Origin of the sequence: Pseudomaricurvus alkylphenolicus (assembly GCF_011683955.1) — a bacterium.
Classification (GTDB): Bacteria; Pseudomonadota; Gammaproteobacteria; order Pseudomonadales; family Cellvibrionaceae; genus Pseudomaricurvus; species Pseudomaricurvus alkylphenolicus.
Genome location: NZ_JAAQPI010000010.1, coordinates 153,505 through 170,697 on the forward strand (window position 1 = coordinate 153,505; position 17,193 = coordinate 170,697).

Sequence of the window (17,193 nt, forward strand, 5' to 3'; positions counted from 1 at the left end):
TATCAGAACGCAAGCAAAATAATGACCGGCAATACCCAAAACAAAATTTACCGGAGAGACATAAAAAATGAAAAAGTACAGCAGTAATATTGGCAAAAAGTTCCTGATCGCTGCGATTGGCACCGCCGCTTGCCATACAGCGTCGGCCGCGCAGTACGTACTGGAAGAGGTAATCGTCACCGCTCAAAAACGCCCCCAAACTCTGCAGGATGTGCCCCTGTCTGTTTCGGCGATGGATGGCGAATTTATTGCAGAAGCAACGATTACTGAGATATCCGGACTGGGGGAGTTCGTCCCCAATCTGCAAACCGCGTCGTCGCCGTTTAATGGTGTGCTGGCGATTCGCGGCCTGGGCTCCGGAGCCGCAAACCGAGCCTTCGAGCAGTCGGTGGCTATGTTTATTGACGGTGCCTATGCCGGGCGCAGTAATCAATTCCTGACACCCTTTTTTGATGTTGAACGTATTGAAGTGGTGCGTGGTCCGCAGGGGGTTTTGTTTGGCAAGAACGCGATCGCCGGTGGTGTGAGTGTGGTATCCGCCAAGCCTTCCGATGAGTTTGAAGCTTCGGTTCAAGCCGCCTACGAATTCGAAAACGACGGCTATGCCCTGGAGACGATTGTCTCCGGTCCCATCAGCAGCAACTTAAGAGGTCGCCTGGCGCTGAAAAGCGATCTGCAAGGCGCTTATATGGACAACATCACCACGGGTGACGATGATAACGGAGAGATTGGTTCTTATGTCATCCGCGGTTCTTTGGAATGGGCGCCGACCACAGACTTGATTGTCGGGCTGAAGCTGGAGGCGGCCCAGCGGGATCTGGAGGGCAATCTGTTTCAGCTGGCGGAGGTGGCAGACACCGGTCTCACGCCGGTTCTGTACCATGCACTCGGGGGCGATCTGACGGAGGATCTGGACGATACGCGCTCCGCCGACGCCGATGAATTCACAGATATCGATACCGACAATATCGCGCTTAACGTCGAATATGGGGTGGAAGCGGGAACCTTCACCTTTGCCAGCAGCTACTCCGGTTATGATTATCACCAACGGCTGGACGCCGACATGACCAACCTGGATCTGATGGTCAGTGCTTCGGAGGAATCGTTTGAGCAATTCTCGCAGGAGATTCGCTTTGCTTCGGAACCGGGCAACACCATTGATTATATCGTCGGGGCAAATTACCTGGATCAGCAAATTGATCTGTTTCACGGGTTCGACCTCAATTTTCCAACACTGAACCCAATGTTTGCCATGATCGGCGCCCCCGAGGCCCCTTTCGGGGTCTCGCCCCGTTGGCAATTTGATCAAACCACGCGCAGTTGGTCAGCCTTCGCCGAGGTCACCTGGAATATCCGCGATGACTTCAGAGTCTCCTTGGGGGTACGTTATACCGAGGAGGAAAAAGAGGCGTCGCAAAAGACCGCCATCAGCGTTTTGGGTGCCCCCTTTATCGACAATGCCAGTGCCCGCAGTTTGCTAGCGGCCAGCAACCTGGGTTGGGTTCCTGCCCCCTTAATGGAGGATGAGCGTAACGAAGAGAGTCTGGACCCCTCCCTCAAAATCCAGTGGGATCTCAATCCCGACGTTCAGGTCTATGCCGCGCTCGCCAAGGCAACCAAGGCCGGCGGATTCGACTCGCAAAACACCACGGGGGATCTTAATGACTTCAGCTTCGACGAGGAAGAAGTGAAGTCCATTGAGCTGGGTACCAAGATGAACCTGGCCGATGGTGCTGCCCAGTTGAATTTGGCGGTTTTTAAAACGCAGTACACCAATCTGCAGGTATCGAGTTTTAATGGGGCAATCTTTACCATTGAAAACGCCGCTGAATCGACGATTGAAGGCTTCGAAGTGGATGGGCGCTGGCGCCTGAGTGAGGGTTTGACGATCGGTGGTGCTATGGCCTATCTGGATGCACAGTTTGATGACTTTCCCGGTTTCAGCTGCGTCACACAGCCCATTGGTGTTCCTAGTGCGTGTGATCCAGCCAGCAATAACGGCGCTGGCGTCAAGATGTCCTTTGCCCCGGAATGGAGTGGTAATGTCTGGGCAGAGTACAACCGCACCGTGTTCGATGGCTGGGAATTACGCAGTCGCTTTGGTGCCAACTATTCTGATGACGTGCACTATGCATTTGACCGAGATCCCCTGGACGTTCAGGACGCCTTTTGGAAGGTCAATGCCCGGGTCGGATTAACCTCGGCCAATGAAACCCTGTCGTTGGCTCTGTCGATCAAAAATCTGACGGATAAGCAAACCTTCAGCTACGCGGGCGATGCGTTTATTTTCCAGGGAAATCATTTTGCCAGCACCACCGTTGGCCGACAGATTTTCTTTGAGGTTAAACGACGTTTCTGATCCGGCTTCTGTCCGGAAAGGGGTTGAATCAAGTCGATGGCGGCGTGGCAGGCTAATGTGTAACCGCTCGATCACGCCCGTCGCGCTTGGCGGCATACAATCGCAGGTCCGCCTGCTGGAAGGCATCGTCAAAGGTGGTGCCGGGGTTGTCCACCAGGGTCGCACCGATACTGGTGGTCAACTGGCAGGCAGGGTCGATATCAGAAAAATCGATGGTGCGGGTGGTATCCAGCAGGCGTTGGCACAATTTATCCAGGCTTTCCTGTTCTGTCTCGCTGATTAACATAACAAATTCCTCACCCCCAACTCGCGCGGCCACATCACTGTCGCGCAGTATAGATTGCAGGGTGCCGGCAAACCGAACCAGAACCAGATCGCCAGAGGCATGGCCAAATCGATCATTCACCGACTTGAAGAAATCGAGATCACAAACCACCAGCGCAAAGGCTTTACGGTGCCGGTCTGCCGAGCTGGCAAACGATTTGTAATCCTGCATAACCGCATGGCGATTGCGCAGGCCAGTGAGTTTATCCCTTAGCGCCAGGTGCAACAGCTGATCCTGCGCCGTCATTGCCATGGAGGCCAACACCATAAAGGTGACGGCCAGGGCCATCAGCGGCATCAGGAAGCTGATATAACTTTCATTCCACCTGGCCCAGGACGGATCAATGTAGAGAAAGACGGAGCGCAGGCAAAACATGGCCACAAAGAAAAAGGCCATCAGCATCAGCGTGCGAGCCGCTACATCGTTACGCTTGCTGGCAAAGGTTCGAATCGCCAGGGCGTTTTCCGCCAGCAGGATAAGGGCCGCCAAATTGCCCATATGCAGTTTGTTGGCGTAGCCCGGTGTCATGACGGTAACCGGAATGGCGATAAATAATGCCAGCCCGACCATTGCCCAGGAGCGGCGCGGCGCGTTAACCCCGGCAAGCGAGTGGAAGGTAAAAATAGTAACTGAGTAGCTGAAGAAAATCAGGGCGTCACTGATGGTGGCCCAGAGTCTGCCGCTGAAGCTCATATTCAGAAAGATAATGACAAACCACAGTGATTGAGTGAGAAGGTAGGTCCGCGCCAGGACTACGGTGCGCTTTTCGATGCGCATGGTTTCGGAGGGTTGCCAGGGTAACATGCCAAGGATGGCGAACAGGCAAGACAGGCTGAAATACACAGTCAGCATGGATCCCTGTTGTTCTGGCATTTGGTTACTTCCTGTGCAAGCGCCCGGAAGAGAGATTTTCAAACAAAAGGCCAGTAATTTCAATGGCAAGCAAGGTTGCAAGCCCCTGTAAATGGGGCAGCCCACCGGGTTTGTTACCACGGTGGCCTGGAAGCACACAAGGAGGGATAAGATGGGGGGCTGAGCGGATTTATCCGGCCACTGCTGCCAATTTCTGGGTGATGATCGCCTTAGCATCTTTGGCAATGCCGGTGACCACTTCTTCACAGGTGGGGATTTCATTGATCAGTCCACCACACATTCCCCAGGTGACCATACCGGCATTAACATCACCGGTGGACCAGGCTTTCTCCTGGTTTTTACCACTCACATAGGGGTGGATCTCTGAAAAATCACCACCGGCGTTTTCAATTTCCTGTACCTTGAGGGCAACATCGTTTTTAAACACCCGAGCGGTATTTTTGAACTTGCGGAAGATCAGGGTGGAATCGGTCTCCTTCATATTGACGATGGCTTGCTTGACATTGTCGTGAACGGGCGCCTCCTGAGTGGCCAAAAAGCGGGTGCCCATATTGACCCCATCGGCGCCCAACGCCAGGGCCGCCGCCAGTCCGCGTCCATCGGCAAAGCCGCCGGATGCGAGAATGGGGATGCTCAGCTTGTCCGCCGCGGCGGGAATCAATACCAGGCCCGGAATATCCTCTTCACCGGGGTGACCGGCACATTCGAAGCCATCGATGCTGACCGCAGCCACACCGATTTTTTCAGCCTTTAAGGCGTGGCGTACCGCAACGCACTTATGAATCACCTTAATGTCATGGGCGTTAAACTTTTCCATAAACGGCTCAGGGCTGCGTCCGGCAGTCTCCACGATCTTGACGCCGCTGTCGCAGATCACGTCCACGTAGTCATCGTAGTTGATTTCCGTCGCCACCACGCCCACGGTCAGGTTTACCGCAAAGGGCTTGTCCGTGAGTGACTGGCACTTTTCTATCTCGGCCTTCAGCAGCTCAGGGGTGGGTTGGGTCAGGGCAGTCATAATTCCCAGGCCGCCGGCATTGGATACGGCTGCTGCCAGCTCGGCGGTGCCCACGCGCATCATGCCACCACAAACGATCGGGTATTCGATGCCCAGTAATTCTGTCAAACGTGTTTTCATGATTTCTCCTGAATTGAGTGTTCGAAGGCGATAGCCTTAGCCGCAAATGTCCGGGTTTTGTGGGGGTATTATGCGTGGTGGCAGGCGTGTGCGGAATGACGAGGTTATACAGAGTATTTGACACTTTATCACAATTGGCCCCAATTCTATGGCATGCTATGGGGCTGCTGACAAAAGCAGGCAACCAAAAAATGTCGGTAAATTTTAAGCAACGTGTGGTTAAAATATGCGAAAAACGGATAAAAAGGCACTTTCATTCAGTGTTTCCTTTATTCATTCGGCCCTGTCAGGGGTTACCCTGGACGCAAACACAATTGATATCTTGTTAAGGGAGTGCCGTATTCCGAAGCCTTTACTGCAGGTTTCCGACGCCAGGGTGACCCTGGAGCAGCTGGCCCGATTTACAAGCCTGCTGATATTGGCCTCAGGTGATGAATTATTGGGGCGCGCCAGGGAGCCCCTGCCCGTGGGGAGCCGCTCATTATTGATGCATTGGCTGGTGACGGCCAAAACGATGGAGCAGGTACTCGAGCGTCTGGCAGGCTTTTTTCAGATTGTAGACAAAGGGGTCAGTTTTCAAATAGAGATTGAAGAGGAGCTGATCCACCTGGTGGTTCTGTCGCACGATGATACCGACGGTTTTGGCGGTGATCTGTTTTTTGTCACCCACCGGATACTCAGCTGGTTGAGTCGGGAGATCATCGCCATCAGTCATCTGGAGTTCGAGTACCCTAAGCCGGCCATTGCCAGAGACTTTAGAGCGGTGTATTACGGCGCGTCCATGTCGTTTGACTGTGATCGCTCTCGTATGAGCCTGCCGCGATCACTGTTGCAAAAACCGGTAAGGCAAGATCAGGCCGGTCTGGAACTATTGCTGAAAGACCCGTATTTCGCGCTGTTTCTGCTCGACTTTAAAACTGACAGCTGGGCGGCGAAGGTGGCCGGCGAAATCAACGACAAGCTCGATGCCCTGCCAACGCTGCCGGAGCTGGCCGCGATCATGAAGGTTAAACCCTATACGTTGCAGCGCCGGCTGGCGGATGAGGGCACCACTTACCTGACTATCAAAAACCACCTTAAGCGCGACTCCGCCATTGAGCTGTTGATCAATACCGATCTGACGATGGAGGAGATCAGCGTCCGGCTGGGGTTTTCTGAAACCAGCTCGTTTACGAGAACGTTTAAACAATGGATCGGAGTTCCGCCGACGGCGTATCGCAAAAATCAAAGATGATCTGCCTGATGGATACCGGTAATTTCCAGTTGCAGAAAATTACCAATTGAGCTTGACCGCTACTCGAGCGGTTCGCCGTGACTTGATATTTTCCCGCGGGATTAAAGCATTAATAAGGGGATCGGCGTTTTCCAGATTGTCGACCCGCAATTCCACTTGCCAGCGTTGCGCGGGCGATCGGTAACCCACCTTGACATCGCTTGATGTGAAATCGGACGCTTGCTCCCGAGTATAAAAACCACTGTCTCCAGGCCTGTAGCGTGCGCTGTTTGCTGCAAAGAAGAACCCCGCCGGATGATGGTAAGCGAGTGAGAGTTTTACGCTGTGGAGGTCCGCTTCGGTGCGGGTGGCCGCCAGGCTGCCAAGGTCAGGGTTTGTAGCTGCGACTGACAGCCCTTGAATCTTCTCCTCCAGTGTTGAGCGAACAAATCGATATCGCGCTGCCACAGACCAGCGGTCACCCAGTAGTTGGTTAGCCTCCAGGCTGAAGCTGTGTTCCCGATAGTCCAGTTGCTTGGGCAGGGTTATAGCGCTGATCTGAGCAGAAGCCAGTTGGTTAACAAATGCGCCCTGGAGCGCTTTGCCCCGCTGACGAATCTGTTGATACTGCAGATCGAGAAAGAACTCCGCCGACGGACTGTACTGCAAACCAAGGCCAACACTATCAAACTCGGATCCCGGCAGGGTCGGTGCCAGGGAAATCACCGAGCGATAAGCCTGCAGAAAACCGGCCAGTTGAGTGGGTTCCAGACGCAGATTCTGGTCAGCGGCCAGGCCGCCGAGTGAGGCACTGTAGGCCGCTCGCAGACGCCAGCGGGAATTCATGTCCCAGGTGATGCCAAATTTTGGTGACCAGCGTTGTTTGTCCAATTCACCGGCGCTGGCGGGGGAGGAGGAGAAGGTCGGCAGCTGCAGGGATTCCCAGCTCAACCCCAGGGTGGTCTGAACTCTGGTATTCAAGCCCAGGGTCAAGTAGGTATAGGCGGTTGCACGCCTCAGGTCTTGTTCCGATTGCGTCAGCCAAGCCGGGTCGCCAAAGAAAGGACGTGTTGTCTCCAGTAGGTGATCCAGCTGTTGAGACAGATCGACCTGACCATCCTGCAGACGTATTCCGGAAATCCAGAGGCGTTTTGCACTTTGATCCAGATGACTGACCGCCAAAAAGTTCAGATTTTCTTCGACGTTGGTACGAGCCTGAAAGGGGAGCCGGGCGGCGTCAATGATGGCGCCGTTCAATTGGCTCAGCAGTGGTGACAGGGTGGGTGTCTGGAAAAGAGAGTCGGAGCCCCAACGACCCAGCATAATCAGAGAATCACGACCGGGTTGCCAGTTCTGGCGAAGCCCCAGCGTCAGCAGTTCAATATCCGAGTCAGTATCTTCTTCGGACAAGCTTGAGTTGGAGGTTCTCTCGCCATCAAGGCTGGTTTCTCCGGCGAGCAGGTACAGGTTTTGCTCTGAGGTGATCTGGTGTTTTAGCTGAAAAATGGCCAGCCCCAGGTCAAACGTTGATTGCAGTGGGTTGACGTCCAGCAATTGCAAAGATTCACCGGCGGCAAGATCCAGTCCCACAGATGTGTGCTGCCCGGCAAAAAAACCACCCATTTGAACCAGTGCTTCTCCGTCGTCATTCAGGGAGCTGTTAACATCGAGACCATAATATCTGTTATCAAAGAAGGCCGAATATTCCTGATTGCTGACGAATCGGGACAATGGCCCGGTTTGTACCGGAGCCAGCAGGTTGGCCAGCAGTAATTCGCTGGCAATGGCCGCATCGGTGCGCAGCAGGTTGGTACCGCTATCGCGACTTAAGCTCTCTGCCAGAAAGCGATGGGCGGAATAATTGCTGTAATCAGCCTGTATGGCCATGCCGGCACTGCGCACAGCGCGGGTCGACATACCCAGTCGCTCATAGATGGTGGCGAGGTTGGTCTTGCGAACCGACAAGTCCTGATCCAATAACAAGCGCGAGCGGAACAGGCTGCGATTGTCGTTGAGTTCGATGGCTTTGTGCAAGGCTCTGGCTGCATTGCTGTAGCGGTTGAGCTGCTTGTCCAGCAGAGCCTGGTAAAACAGCGGGGTAGGGTCGTGGCGATCCAGCGAGTGCGCCAGTGAAAATTCCTTCGCCGCCCTGGCCTGCTCGCCGTTTTCCGCCAGCGCCTTGCCCAGATAGCTTCGCAGCAGTGAGCGATTGGGTTCCATAACCACGGCCAGCTTCAACGATTCCAATCCCTGTTGCGCCCGCCCTTGCTGGAAGGCGCCCAGTCCTTCTCCGAGCCAGACGTTGGCAAAGTGGTTGTCCAGTTGATGCGCTCGCTGGAAGGCCTGCCATGCGGATTGGTGGGCGCCTTCGGCAGCCGCCATAAAACCTTGCAGTGTGATGGCCGCAACATTGTCCGGCGCCAGCTGCAGACTCTTATCCAGGGATTGCTGCGCTTGTCGGTGCAGGCCGCTACTGAATTGGAGCTCTGCAAGATGGGCCCAGGATGCCCCAAAATTCGACTGCTTCTGCAATGACTGCCTGACAGCGGCGAGCGCCGCGGGAATATCGCTGCGGGCCTGTAAATAGTAGGAATAAGCGAGCCACTGGGAGGCCGATTGCAATTCCTCAGCTTTAATCGGCAACGATTGCGAAGACGTGACGGCAGCCATCATTATGGTTAGTGCCGAACTCAACTTGTTCGGTGGCCCCGTCATCATCAGTTGCCGAGCCTCGTCCAGCCGGCCACTCATCAGCTTCAGGCTGGCGGCGTAGAGTCTGGCGTTATCGCTGTTTAATCTGTTTGGCGGCGGAGAAGATTGTACCGCCTGTTTGAGATTGCCACGGCGATAGAACTGCAATGAAACTTGTAGACTGTCGGCGTCAGCTGGAGTGAATGCCAATTCGGAGGGTACCAGAACCGGTGGATAATACAGCCAGTGATGGAGCTCACGGTAGTCGTTGCTGAGGGAGTGTTTTTCAAGTCCGGACTCCGAGATCGTCGCCACTTCACCGGCTCTGACACTGAGTGATTCCGAGTGGCTGTCAATGTCGACCTCGCCTTCCACGATGGCATAGGCGGTATCCCCATGGCGCGATACGCTGAGATTGAATTCTGTGCCGCGAATGGCGCCGGTGGCCGATGGAGTGAGAATCTGCACCGACTCCGGTGTTCGGCGGCTGAAAAAATAAAACAGTCCCTCAACAATACTCAGGGTTATCGAATCGCTCGGTTCGGCTGGCGCTACCAGATTGACCAGGCTCAGTTCTCCGATCCGCAGTATCGCGCCGCTGGAGAGCTGCACGGCAGCCTGGCTGTCATCACCGGTGCGCAGACGGGTGTTCGCTCCCACCCGCTGCTGTTCTACCACTTGAAGCCACACATGGCCGTCATTGGAGTAATCAACGCTACCGCGCACTGAAACGATGGTTGCACTGAAGGGTTCATCGGCCCAGACCGGCAAAGCGCCAAGGAATAGAATCCATAGCCACAATCCACGACTGATCCCCAGCATTGACCGATTCCTTGAATTCTGTCCTCTTGGTAGCTTAGTTCAAGGTCAAGGCCGTTCAAGCTGGCGACAGTTAGCGGTGTTTCGTTAAGCAGGACTGGTCATCACTTGCCTCCAGAACCAACCTGGGAAATTGCGGTCAGACCAATTCTGGAGTATTGTATTACAAGTTGTTATTTTGGAGATGTTAGTGACATGGCGGCCGATCAACAGAGTAGTGGCAAGCGACTGTATCAACAGGTGGTTGATCAGATTTCCCAGCTGATCAATTCCGGTGAGTACCCGGTGGGAAGCCGCTTGCCTGCTGAGCGAGAGCTGTCGGAGAGATTCGGCGTCAGCCGGCCCACCATACGGGAAGCGGTGATTGCCCTGGAGGCGAAAGAGCGGGTTTCGGTCAAGGTTGGCTCTGGCGTGTATGTGCTTGAGCAGAAGAAATCCAAAGACCTGGATTCGAATGTCAGCCCGTTTGAACTGAAGGAAACCCGGGTCTTGGTGGAAGGAGAGGCGGCTGCCCTGGCGGCGACTATGATCACCGATGAGCAGCTGGAGGCGTTAAAGGCGGCTTTGGATGAAATGGGGCGGGAGAATGAGGCCGGTGATGTGACTTCCGATGTTGCCGATAAGAAATTTCACGCCGTCATTGCCGAGGCCACCAACAATAGAGTGCTGTCTTCTATCATCGAAGGTTTGTGGGACGTTCAGGAAAATATGTCCCATATCAAAAAAGCCCATCAATCGGTGTGTCAGGCCAATCCCCAAGAGCGCATGGTGGAGCACCGCCGTATTTACGACGCCTTGGCCAATAGAGATCCACAAGCCGCCAGGCTCGCCATGCGCAAGCACTTTGCACGCAGTATCAATGCGCTTCACGCGGCGACGGAGCAGGAGGCGGTTGACGAAGTGAAGCGCAGGCTCTCTGCCGCCAGAGAGCGCTTTTCAGTGGATCGACTCACGGACTCTACGGTTTCCTCTGCCGAATAATCTCTGGGGCGGGTTCGGCTTCTGGGTGCTTCAGCCGCTCGCCCTCAAGATTCTATGGCAACTTTCAATAACTCAATGGCTCAATGACTTTATGCGCACCGTAGCAGCGCGCTCTGAGCGCGACGGGGCTTGGCTTCCAGATCTTCCATACCAGGGATTCAGATTCTTCGAATTCCACCTATCTATCTAAATTGGTCATACAATAATTGCGGCCCGATTCATGATTTTCGCCAGTAATCTATCCTGATTTCGTGGTGTTCCGGATTATAGTACCTCTAAAAAGACAAGTGCCTGTTCAGAATGCAACGTTCTGGAGTGGCATATTTGTAAAAAATGCCAATAAAAACAATACATTATAAATTTCATTTTTTGTCTTACTAAAAGATCTTTCCAATATTCGATAATGTTATTACCAATTGTCTTGGCAATTGGTCATCAAATTGGTAAAGTCACTCTCGCTCCTATAAAACTAACTACGCAAGGGGATCATCATGATCGAGAGATGTCTAACCACGGCCACAGTGACCCGCTTCTCCAGGACACTGCTAGCCACCGCTGTCGCTTCGGTAATTTCCATGTCAGCCATGGCAGAGCCCATGAGCGAAGCCGAATTGATAGATTCGATTGAGGAGATTGAAGTTACCGGGATTCGTCGCAGTCTGTCCGCCGCCGCGGATATGAAGCGCGATGACGCCCGCATTGTTGATGCCATTGTGGCCGAAGATATCGGCAAGCTGCCGGACAACAATATTGCCGAAGCACTGCAACGGGTGACCGGTGTATCCATCAACCGGGATTTTGGCGTCGGTTCCGAGGTTTCCATTCGTGGTCTTCCCCAAAACCGCGTGGAGCTGAATGGTCGCTCTACCCTGGGTGATGATCGCAACGGCGTCGACTTTCAGGATTTTCCATCCAGCTTTTTGTCCGCCGTGGAGGTGGTTAAGTCGCCAACACCCGAAATGATTGAAGGTGCACTTGGCGGTACCATCAGTATGAAAACCGTTCGCCCGTTGGATCTGAAGGAACCGGTGACAGCTATGTCTCTGGATGCCGAATACGCGGATAAAGCCGATCACTGGGCCCCGATCTTTAACGCCTCCGCCGGGGACATTTGGGACCTGGGCGATGCCGGTACTCTGGGGGTGACGGCGATGGTCTCATACCAGGACCGTACCCTGCGTCGTGATACCTCAGAAGTTTCGCTGTTTGTTTTCGACGATATTGATATTAACCAGGATGGCGTTGTCAACTCCGCCGACGCTGCACTGAACACTCCCACCGGCCACTACGTTGTTCCCACCGAGCATAAGTTTGAGCCCTTTACCGAGGAGCGCGAGCGCACCGCGTTGAATCTGTCCTTCCAGTGGGCACCCACCTCGGAAAAAGGCAATTTCTATTTGGATCTGAATACAACAGATCGCTCCGGTGGTCAGGAGGCCTATTCGATCCTGCATGCGGGTGAGAACCCCGTTGCCACCGCCGACAGTTACGAAGACGCCAATGGTGCATTGAACAACTACCGTGCGGAAAGCCCGGTGATTATTCCCAAGTCCTGGAGTGAGTTCCGAGAAACCGAATCTTCCAGCTTTGCTCTCGGCGGCGAGTGGGATTTTACCGATAAACTGAAAGTTTCCGGTGAGATTTCCACAGCGGAATCCAAATCTAATCAGCCGCGCTCCGAATTCAACTGGCGAGCCATTGATCCGGTGGCTGAAGCTGCCAACCCATCGGCTTCCAATGAGTACCGCCCGGATGCCGACATTATCGTCAGTGATGGCAGCGCGCCGAGCGTTGTCTATGTCGGCGGAAATCCCTACCTGCAAACCGAAAACCTGGCCTTCCGTGAATACCGGGCCAGAACCCGCGACACCGATAATGAAGAAGATGCTTTGCGGTTGGATGTGGAGTACTTTCAGCCCGGAGATCTTGAGTGGTTTTCCTCCTTTAAAACCGGTTTGCGTGTAACTGACCGCAGTTATGAACGCAGCGAATCTGAATATCGCGTTAAAGACATCCACAAAAACCTGAGGGATGCGGACGGTAATCCCATCGTTATCTGGCAGGACGATATTGCTGCGCTGTATCCGGGAGCGATTATTGTTCCGGATGTTACCGGCGATGCGTTTGAGCATGCGGGTATCGCCGGAGAAAGTCATCTGACGGAATTCTCCGTTTACGATGCCCGCCAGCTCCAGAATCAGGAGCGCACGTTCGGCATGGTGCAGCAGTTGTTGGCAGGAACCAACCTGGCATCCACCGGCAATCTGTCTGACAACTTGAGGGAATCAACCGCACAGTACGCGTTTGTGGAAGAGGATACCTTCGCCTTCTATGCGCAGGCCAATCTGGATTTCGAAAACGTTCAAATTGTCTTGGGGGGGCGCTATGTTAAGACCGAGCTGACTTCTACCGCCTATAACCAGGCCGGCGATGCCCTGGTCTCCGACAAAGGCGAGTACAGCGACTTCCTGCCCAGCATCAATGCGACGATTCATCTCAGTGACAGCACCCTTATGCGGTTTGCCGGTGCCAAAGTGATGCGTCGCCCGGACTTTAATCAGCTGAGCCCCACCTTTGAGTTCAACAGTGACCTGATTACGGCTGACCGGGGTAACCCCAATCTGGATCCTTTCAGGGCCACGCAGTTTGATATTTCCCTGGAGCACTATTTCGGTGAGGGCAATATGGTGTCGGCGACCATTTTCTACAAGGATGTGTCGTCGTTCCTGAAAGATACCCTGTATTGTGCCGACTTGCCCGACGAGGTGTTGAGCAACCAGAACCATTCTATTCCGGGTAACGTGTGTATCAGACCCTCCGGCTCAGGCGATTCTGCTTCCTACAGTTTTACCGAGGATCCGGCTGAGCTGGCTGCCTATGTCGCCGAGGGCCGCAATGGTGTTTTGACCACCACGGTGACCAATGGCCAGAGCGGTACCATCGAAGGCTTTGAAATCGGTTACCAGCAGGCGTTTGATTTTCTGCCTGGCCTTTGGTCCGGATTGGGGGTGAACGCCAACTACACCTATTCTGACAGTGAAGATCCGGACGGTGTGCCGCTGCAGGATATTTCCGAAAACTCCTATAACTTCCAGTTGTATTGGGAGTACGGTGGCTTCGGTGTTCGTCTGGCCTATACCTTCCGCGATAACTTTCTGGATGAGACGGGCCAAAAGCGTACCGCACGCGTGGGTGAGCAGGTTTCCTTCCTCGACCCGGAGTCGAGTGATCCGACCCAGGGTACCGATTTCCGGGATGATCTGGAGCAGTGGGACTTGTCGGCCAATTGGGATATTAACGATAACTTCAGCGTTGTGGCCAGTATTAATAACCTGACCGCTGAACCCACCGTTAATCAGAGCATTACCGGTACCACCTGGCAGGTGCGTGAGACGGACCGCCGTTTCAATTTGGGCCTGCGGGCGAAATTCTAGCAAGCCGTAATCCACCAATGAAGCCGAGTAATACAAGGTGTAGAACACAAAGGTAAATAGCCGACTAACAAACTTTGATCGACACCTCGAACAAAAATTTCAGATGTAAACACTGGAGATATTATGAAGTTGGAAAACAAAGTAGCCATCGTCACCGGCGGCATACGAGACATCGGCAAGGAAGTGTCTCTAAAGCTGGCCGCCGAAGGCGCCAAACTGGCGATCAACTATTACAGCTCCTCCGATCAGGCGGAAGATACGCTCAAGGCCGTCAAGGCGCTGGGTGCCGAGGCGATACTCGTCCAGGGTGATATGACCAATCAGCAGGATGTACAGCGTTTGATCGATGAAACCCAAAGTGCATTCGGTAACCAAATCGATATTCTTGTGAACGTGGCTGGAGGCATCGTGGCCAGAAAAACGATAGCTGAAATGGATGAGGATTTTTTTGATCATGTGATCAAGTTAAATCTCAACAGCACGTTTTTGGTTACCAAGGCCTGCGTGCCGTTTATGCCCGAGGGCTCGTCCATTATTAACTTGGCTTCGCAGGCAGGCCGGGACGGAGGTGGCCCGGGGGCTTCCGCCTATGCGACCGCCAAGGGTGCTGTGATGACCTTTACGCGCGCCATGGCCAAGGAGCTGGGTCCGAAAAATATTCGGGTTAATGCGCTGTGCCCGGGAATGATCAGTACCACATTCCACGACACATTTACCAAAGACGAAGTGCGAGGCAATGTTGCCGCAGCGACGCCACTGCGGCGCGAGGGGCACCCTGCAGAAATCGGTGACATTGTTGCCTTTCTGGCATCCGCAGAGTCCTCGTTTCTGACTGGCGTTAATCTGGATACCAATGGTGGTTTGTTGTTTTCGTAGTTTACCCCTGTCGCCCTCGGAGCGGGCTGCTACGTAGCAGCGGGCTGTGAGAGCCCGCCCCGCTTTATCGGCTACCGCGACAGAGACTGAAATAGGGTGGTCGAAACCAGTCGCCCTCGGAGCGGGCTGCTACAGGGAATAGCGTCAAATTGGATTAAGAAAATGTCATTGATCTTTACACCCACCAAAAACAAAGGGCAAAGAATGTTGATGAGAGTCTGGTCAGTCTTTTATAGACCTATTTTTGTTTCGTTATTCTTACTCTACGCGCAACATAGCAGCGCGACCTTGGTAGCGAACATTAAAGAGTTCGACAAAATCGTGCCGACGTTAAAACCCGGTGGCGAAGTTGTTCTCGCCAACGGCGACTGGAACAATGTCGAGCTGGTCTTCAAGGCCAATGGCTCGGCAGCTAAACCCATTACCCTAAGGGCAGAAGAGCCCGGCAAGGTGTTTATTACCGGTCAGTCCAATCTTCGTCTCTCCGGGGAGCACCTGGTGGTTTCCGGGTTGGTGTTCAAGGATGGCTATACCCCAACCAGCGAAGTAATCTCGTTCAGAACTTCCAAAAAGGATCTGGCAAACCACTCAAGAGTGACCAATACCGTTATTGATGACTTTAATAACCCCGAACGATTCAATTCAGACACCTGGGTGGCGATCTACGGCAAAAACAACCGGTTTGATCGCAATTCTCTGTTGAATAAGAGAAACAGGGGAGTAACCCTGGCGGTAAAAATGAACACGGAAGCCAGCCGTGAAAACGAACACATCATCGAATACAACTACTTTGGACCAAGACAGATTCTGGGCTCCAACGGTGGCGAAACCCTACGGATAGGTACCAGTCACTACTCGAGAAAGTTCTCCAACACCGTTGTGCGCAAGAATTTTTTCGATCGTGTGAACGGTGAGCACGAGATCGTATCCAACAAATCCTGTGGTAATACCTATCAGGACAATGTGTTCTTTGAGAGCCAAGGTACGCTGACCATGCGCCATGGTCACTACACCCTGGTTGAGAATAACTATTTTCTCGGCAACCGAAAGCCCAACACCGGTGGCATTCGAATCATCAATGAGAACCAAACCGTAAAGAACAACTACCTCTATGGCTTGACGGGGCACCGGTTCCGCGGTGCCCTGGTGATCATGAACGGTGTGCCCAACGGGCCGATCAATCGCTACGATCCGGTTGTTGATTCCAGGATGGATGGCAACATCGTGATCGACAGTGATTACATTCAGCTGTGTGCCGGTAGCGACGAAGAACGCTCTGCAACACCGATTGGCTCATCCATGCATGACAATATTATGATGAGCAAAACCAATCTGAATCCGTTTACGGTTTACGATGATATTTCAGGCATCAGCTTTCAGGGCAATATTCTGAACGATGAGGCCCGGGTGCCGATTAATGCCGGCTTCTCCAAGGTGCCTTATGCCATTACCAAAAACAAGCACGGCCTGCTGGTCCCCAGCCAGTCCCTGACCGACAAGATTGCCTTCGGTGATATCAAGCTGCCGGTCACCCGAGAGGATACGGGGGCGTCGTTTTACTCGAAGAATCACACCGAGGCCAGTTTCACCGGCGGCAATACCATTGTTGTTAACGCCGGGACCAATACGCTGCTCGATGCTCTGGAGCAAAGCCAGCCGGGTGACACTCTGGTTCTGAAAAACGGGGCAAAGTATTTGCTGACCAAGAATGCCTTTATTCGCCATCCGATCACGATCAAAGCGAAAAAAGGCAAGAAAGCAAAGATTCTCTCGGAAAAGGCCAGCTTTTTTACCATCGAGAATGGCGGTGCGCTGGCACTCGACAATCTTTGGATTGACGGCGCGGAGTCCCCGGATCTGGCCGGCAATAACGTTGTCAGTACCAGCCGCTATTCCATGACCCACAACTATTCCCTGGCCGTTCGTAATTGCAAGGTGACTGGCCTGGATGTGAATCACAGCTTCGATTTCCTGAAGGTGTATATGGGCACCTTTGCGGACTCAATTGAAATCGTCGACACCGAAATGACAAATATCACCGGCTCTGTGCTGGCACTGGATAAGGAAACTGAGGATCTCGGTATTTACAACGTCGAGAATGTCCTGATCAAGAACAGTACGTTTACGGATGTTAAGGGCACGGTAGCGAATATCTACCGCGGCGGCACCGACGAAAGTACGTTCGGCCCCATGGTAACGGTCACCGGCAGCGAGTTTGTCAATATCGGCCATGGCAAGCGCAACAAGAGCGGAGCGTCTCTGGCGTTTCACGGTGTGCAGCGGCTAAACGTGTCTGACTCCCGCTGGGCCAAGAGTGCACCCCTGGATCTGCATTTGACCAATGGTGAGCCGATTACCGTCATTTCGGATATTTTGATGAAAGATACCGGCAAGATCCGAGCCAATAGTAACAAGTATCAGGCCAATGACGTTATCTACAAATAGCGAAAATTGGTCCTACAATTTTAAACATAAGCAAAATAA

General features: G+C 53.4%; 9 protein-coding genes. 6 read left to right on the top strand and 3 right to left on the bottom strand.

Features of this window, described 5'->3' with window-relative positions; translation table 11 throughout:
- Positions 1-67: 67 nt before the first annotated feature.
- On the top strand, positions 68-2,359 hold the full coding sequence (locus tag HBA55_RS23215) for a TonB-dependent receptor (RefSeq protein WP_166996271.1): 2,292 nt from the start codon (positions 68-70) through the stop codon (positions 2,357-2,359).
- A 52-nt stretch (positions 2,360-2,411) separates the two neighbouring features.
- On the opposite strand, the gene HBA55_RS23220 is transcribed toward HBA55_RS23215, so the two are convergent.
- Both HBA55_RS23220 and HBA55_RS23225 read right to left on the bottom strand, forming a co-directional pair.
- Positions 2,412-3,557 carry a GGDEF domain-containing protein gene (locus HBA55_RS23220; protein ID WP_166996273.1) on the bottom strand — a complete coding sequence of 382 codons (1,146 nt, stop codon included), beginning with the start codon at positions 3,555-3,557 and terminating at the stop codon, positions 2,412-2,414.
- Between the two features lie 169 nt (positions 3,558-3,726).
- On the bottom strand, positions 3,727-4,695 hold the full coding sequence (locus HBA55_RS23225; RefSeq protein ID WP_166996275.1) for an NAD(P)H-dependent flavin oxidoreductase: 969 nt from the start codon (positions 4,693-4,695) through the stop codon (positions 3,727-3,729).
- 226 nt (positions 4,696-4,921) lie between these two features.
- On the opposite strand from HBA55_RS23225, the gene HBA55_RS23230 reads away from it, so the two are divergent.
- Complete coding sequence (locus HBA55_RS23230; protein ID WP_166996277.1) at positions 4,922-5,929, top strand: AraC family transcriptional regulator; 1,008 nt, start codon at positions 4,922-4,924, stop codon at positions 5,927-5,929.
- A gap of 39 nt (positions 5,930-5,968) precedes the next feature.
- Here HBA55_RS23230 and HBA55_RS23235 read toward each other — a convergent pair whose 3' ends face one another.
- Positions 5,969-9,421 (bottom strand): TonB-dependent receptor domain-containing protein, encoded by a 3,453-nt coding sequence (locus HBA55_RS23235; RefSeq protein WP_166996289.1) that lies wholly within the window; start codon positions 9,419-9,421, stop codon positions 5,969-5,971.
- A 192-nt stretch (positions 9,422-9,613) separates the two neighbouring features.
- Here HBA55_RS23235 and HBA55_RS23240 point away from each other — a divergent pair, with 192 nt between their 5' ends.
- The 4 genes from HBA55_RS23240 (at position 9,614) to HBA55_RS23255 (ending at position 17,154) form a co-directional block, all read left to right on the top strand.
- Positions 9,614-10,399: a FadR/GntR family transcriptional regulator gene (locus HBA55_RS23240; RefSeq protein WP_166996291.1), complete on the top strand. Its 786-nt coding sequence runs from the start codon at positions 9,614-9,616 to the stop codon at positions 10,397-10,399.
- A 491-nt stretch (positions 10,400-10,890) separates the two neighbouring features.
- Positions 10,891-13,833 carry a TonB-dependent receptor gene (locus tag HBA55_RS23245; RefSeq protein WP_240946234.1) on the top strand — a complete coding sequence of 981 codons (2,943 nt, stop codon included), beginning with the start codon at positions 10,891-10,893 and terminating at the stop codon, positions 13,831-13,833.
- A gap of 123 nt (positions 13,834-13,956) precedes the next feature.
- Positions 13,957-14,709, top strand: a complete 753-nt coding sequence (locus HBA55_RS23250) for an SDR family NAD(P)-dependent oxidoreductase (protein ID WP_166996293.1) — start codon at positions 13,957-13,959, stop codon at positions 14,707-14,709.
- A gap of 288 nt (positions 14,710-14,997) precedes the next feature.
- Positions 14,998-17,154 carry a polysaccharide lyase 6 family protein gene (locus HBA55_RS23255; protein ID WP_206019938.1) on the top strand — a complete coding sequence of 719 codons (2,157 nt, stop codon included), beginning with the start codon at positions 14,998-15,000 and terminating at the stop codon, positions 17,152-17,154.
- The last annotated feature ends 39 nt before the right edge of the window (positions 17,155-17,193 follow it).

Coding starts and splice junctions, on each gene's coding strand:
- HBA55_RS23215 (WP_166996271.1), top strand. CDS start 68: ATGAAAAAGTACAGCAGTAATATTGGCAAAAAGTTCCTGATCGCTGCG.
- HBA55_RS23230 (WP_166996277.1), top strand. CDS start 4,922: ATGCGAAAAACGGATAAAAAGGCACTTTCATTCAGTGTTTCCTTTATT.
- HBA55_RS23250 (WP_166996293.1), top strand. CDS start 13,957: ATGAAGTTGGAAAACAAAGTAGCCATCGTCACCGGCGGCATACGAGAC.
- HBA55_RS23245 (WP_240946234.1), top strand. CDS start 10,891: ATGATCGAGAGATGTCTAACCACGGCCACAGTGACCCGCTTCTCCAGG.
- HBA55_RS23235 (WP_166996289.1), bottom strand. CDS start 9,421: ATGCTGGGGATCAGTCGTGGATTGTGGCTATGGATTCTATTCCTTGGC.
- HBA55_RS23240 (WP_166996291.1), top strand. CDS start 9,614: ATGGCGGCCGATCAACAGAGTAGTGGCAAGCGACTGTATCAACAGGTG.
- HBA55_RS23220 (WP_166996273.1), bottom strand. CDS start 3,557: ATGCCAGAACAACAGGGATCCATGCTGACTGTGTATTTCAGCCTGTCT.
- HBA55_RS23225 (WP_166996275.1), bottom strand. CDS start 4,695: ATGAAAACACGTTTGACAGAATTACTGGGCATCGAATACCCGATCGTT.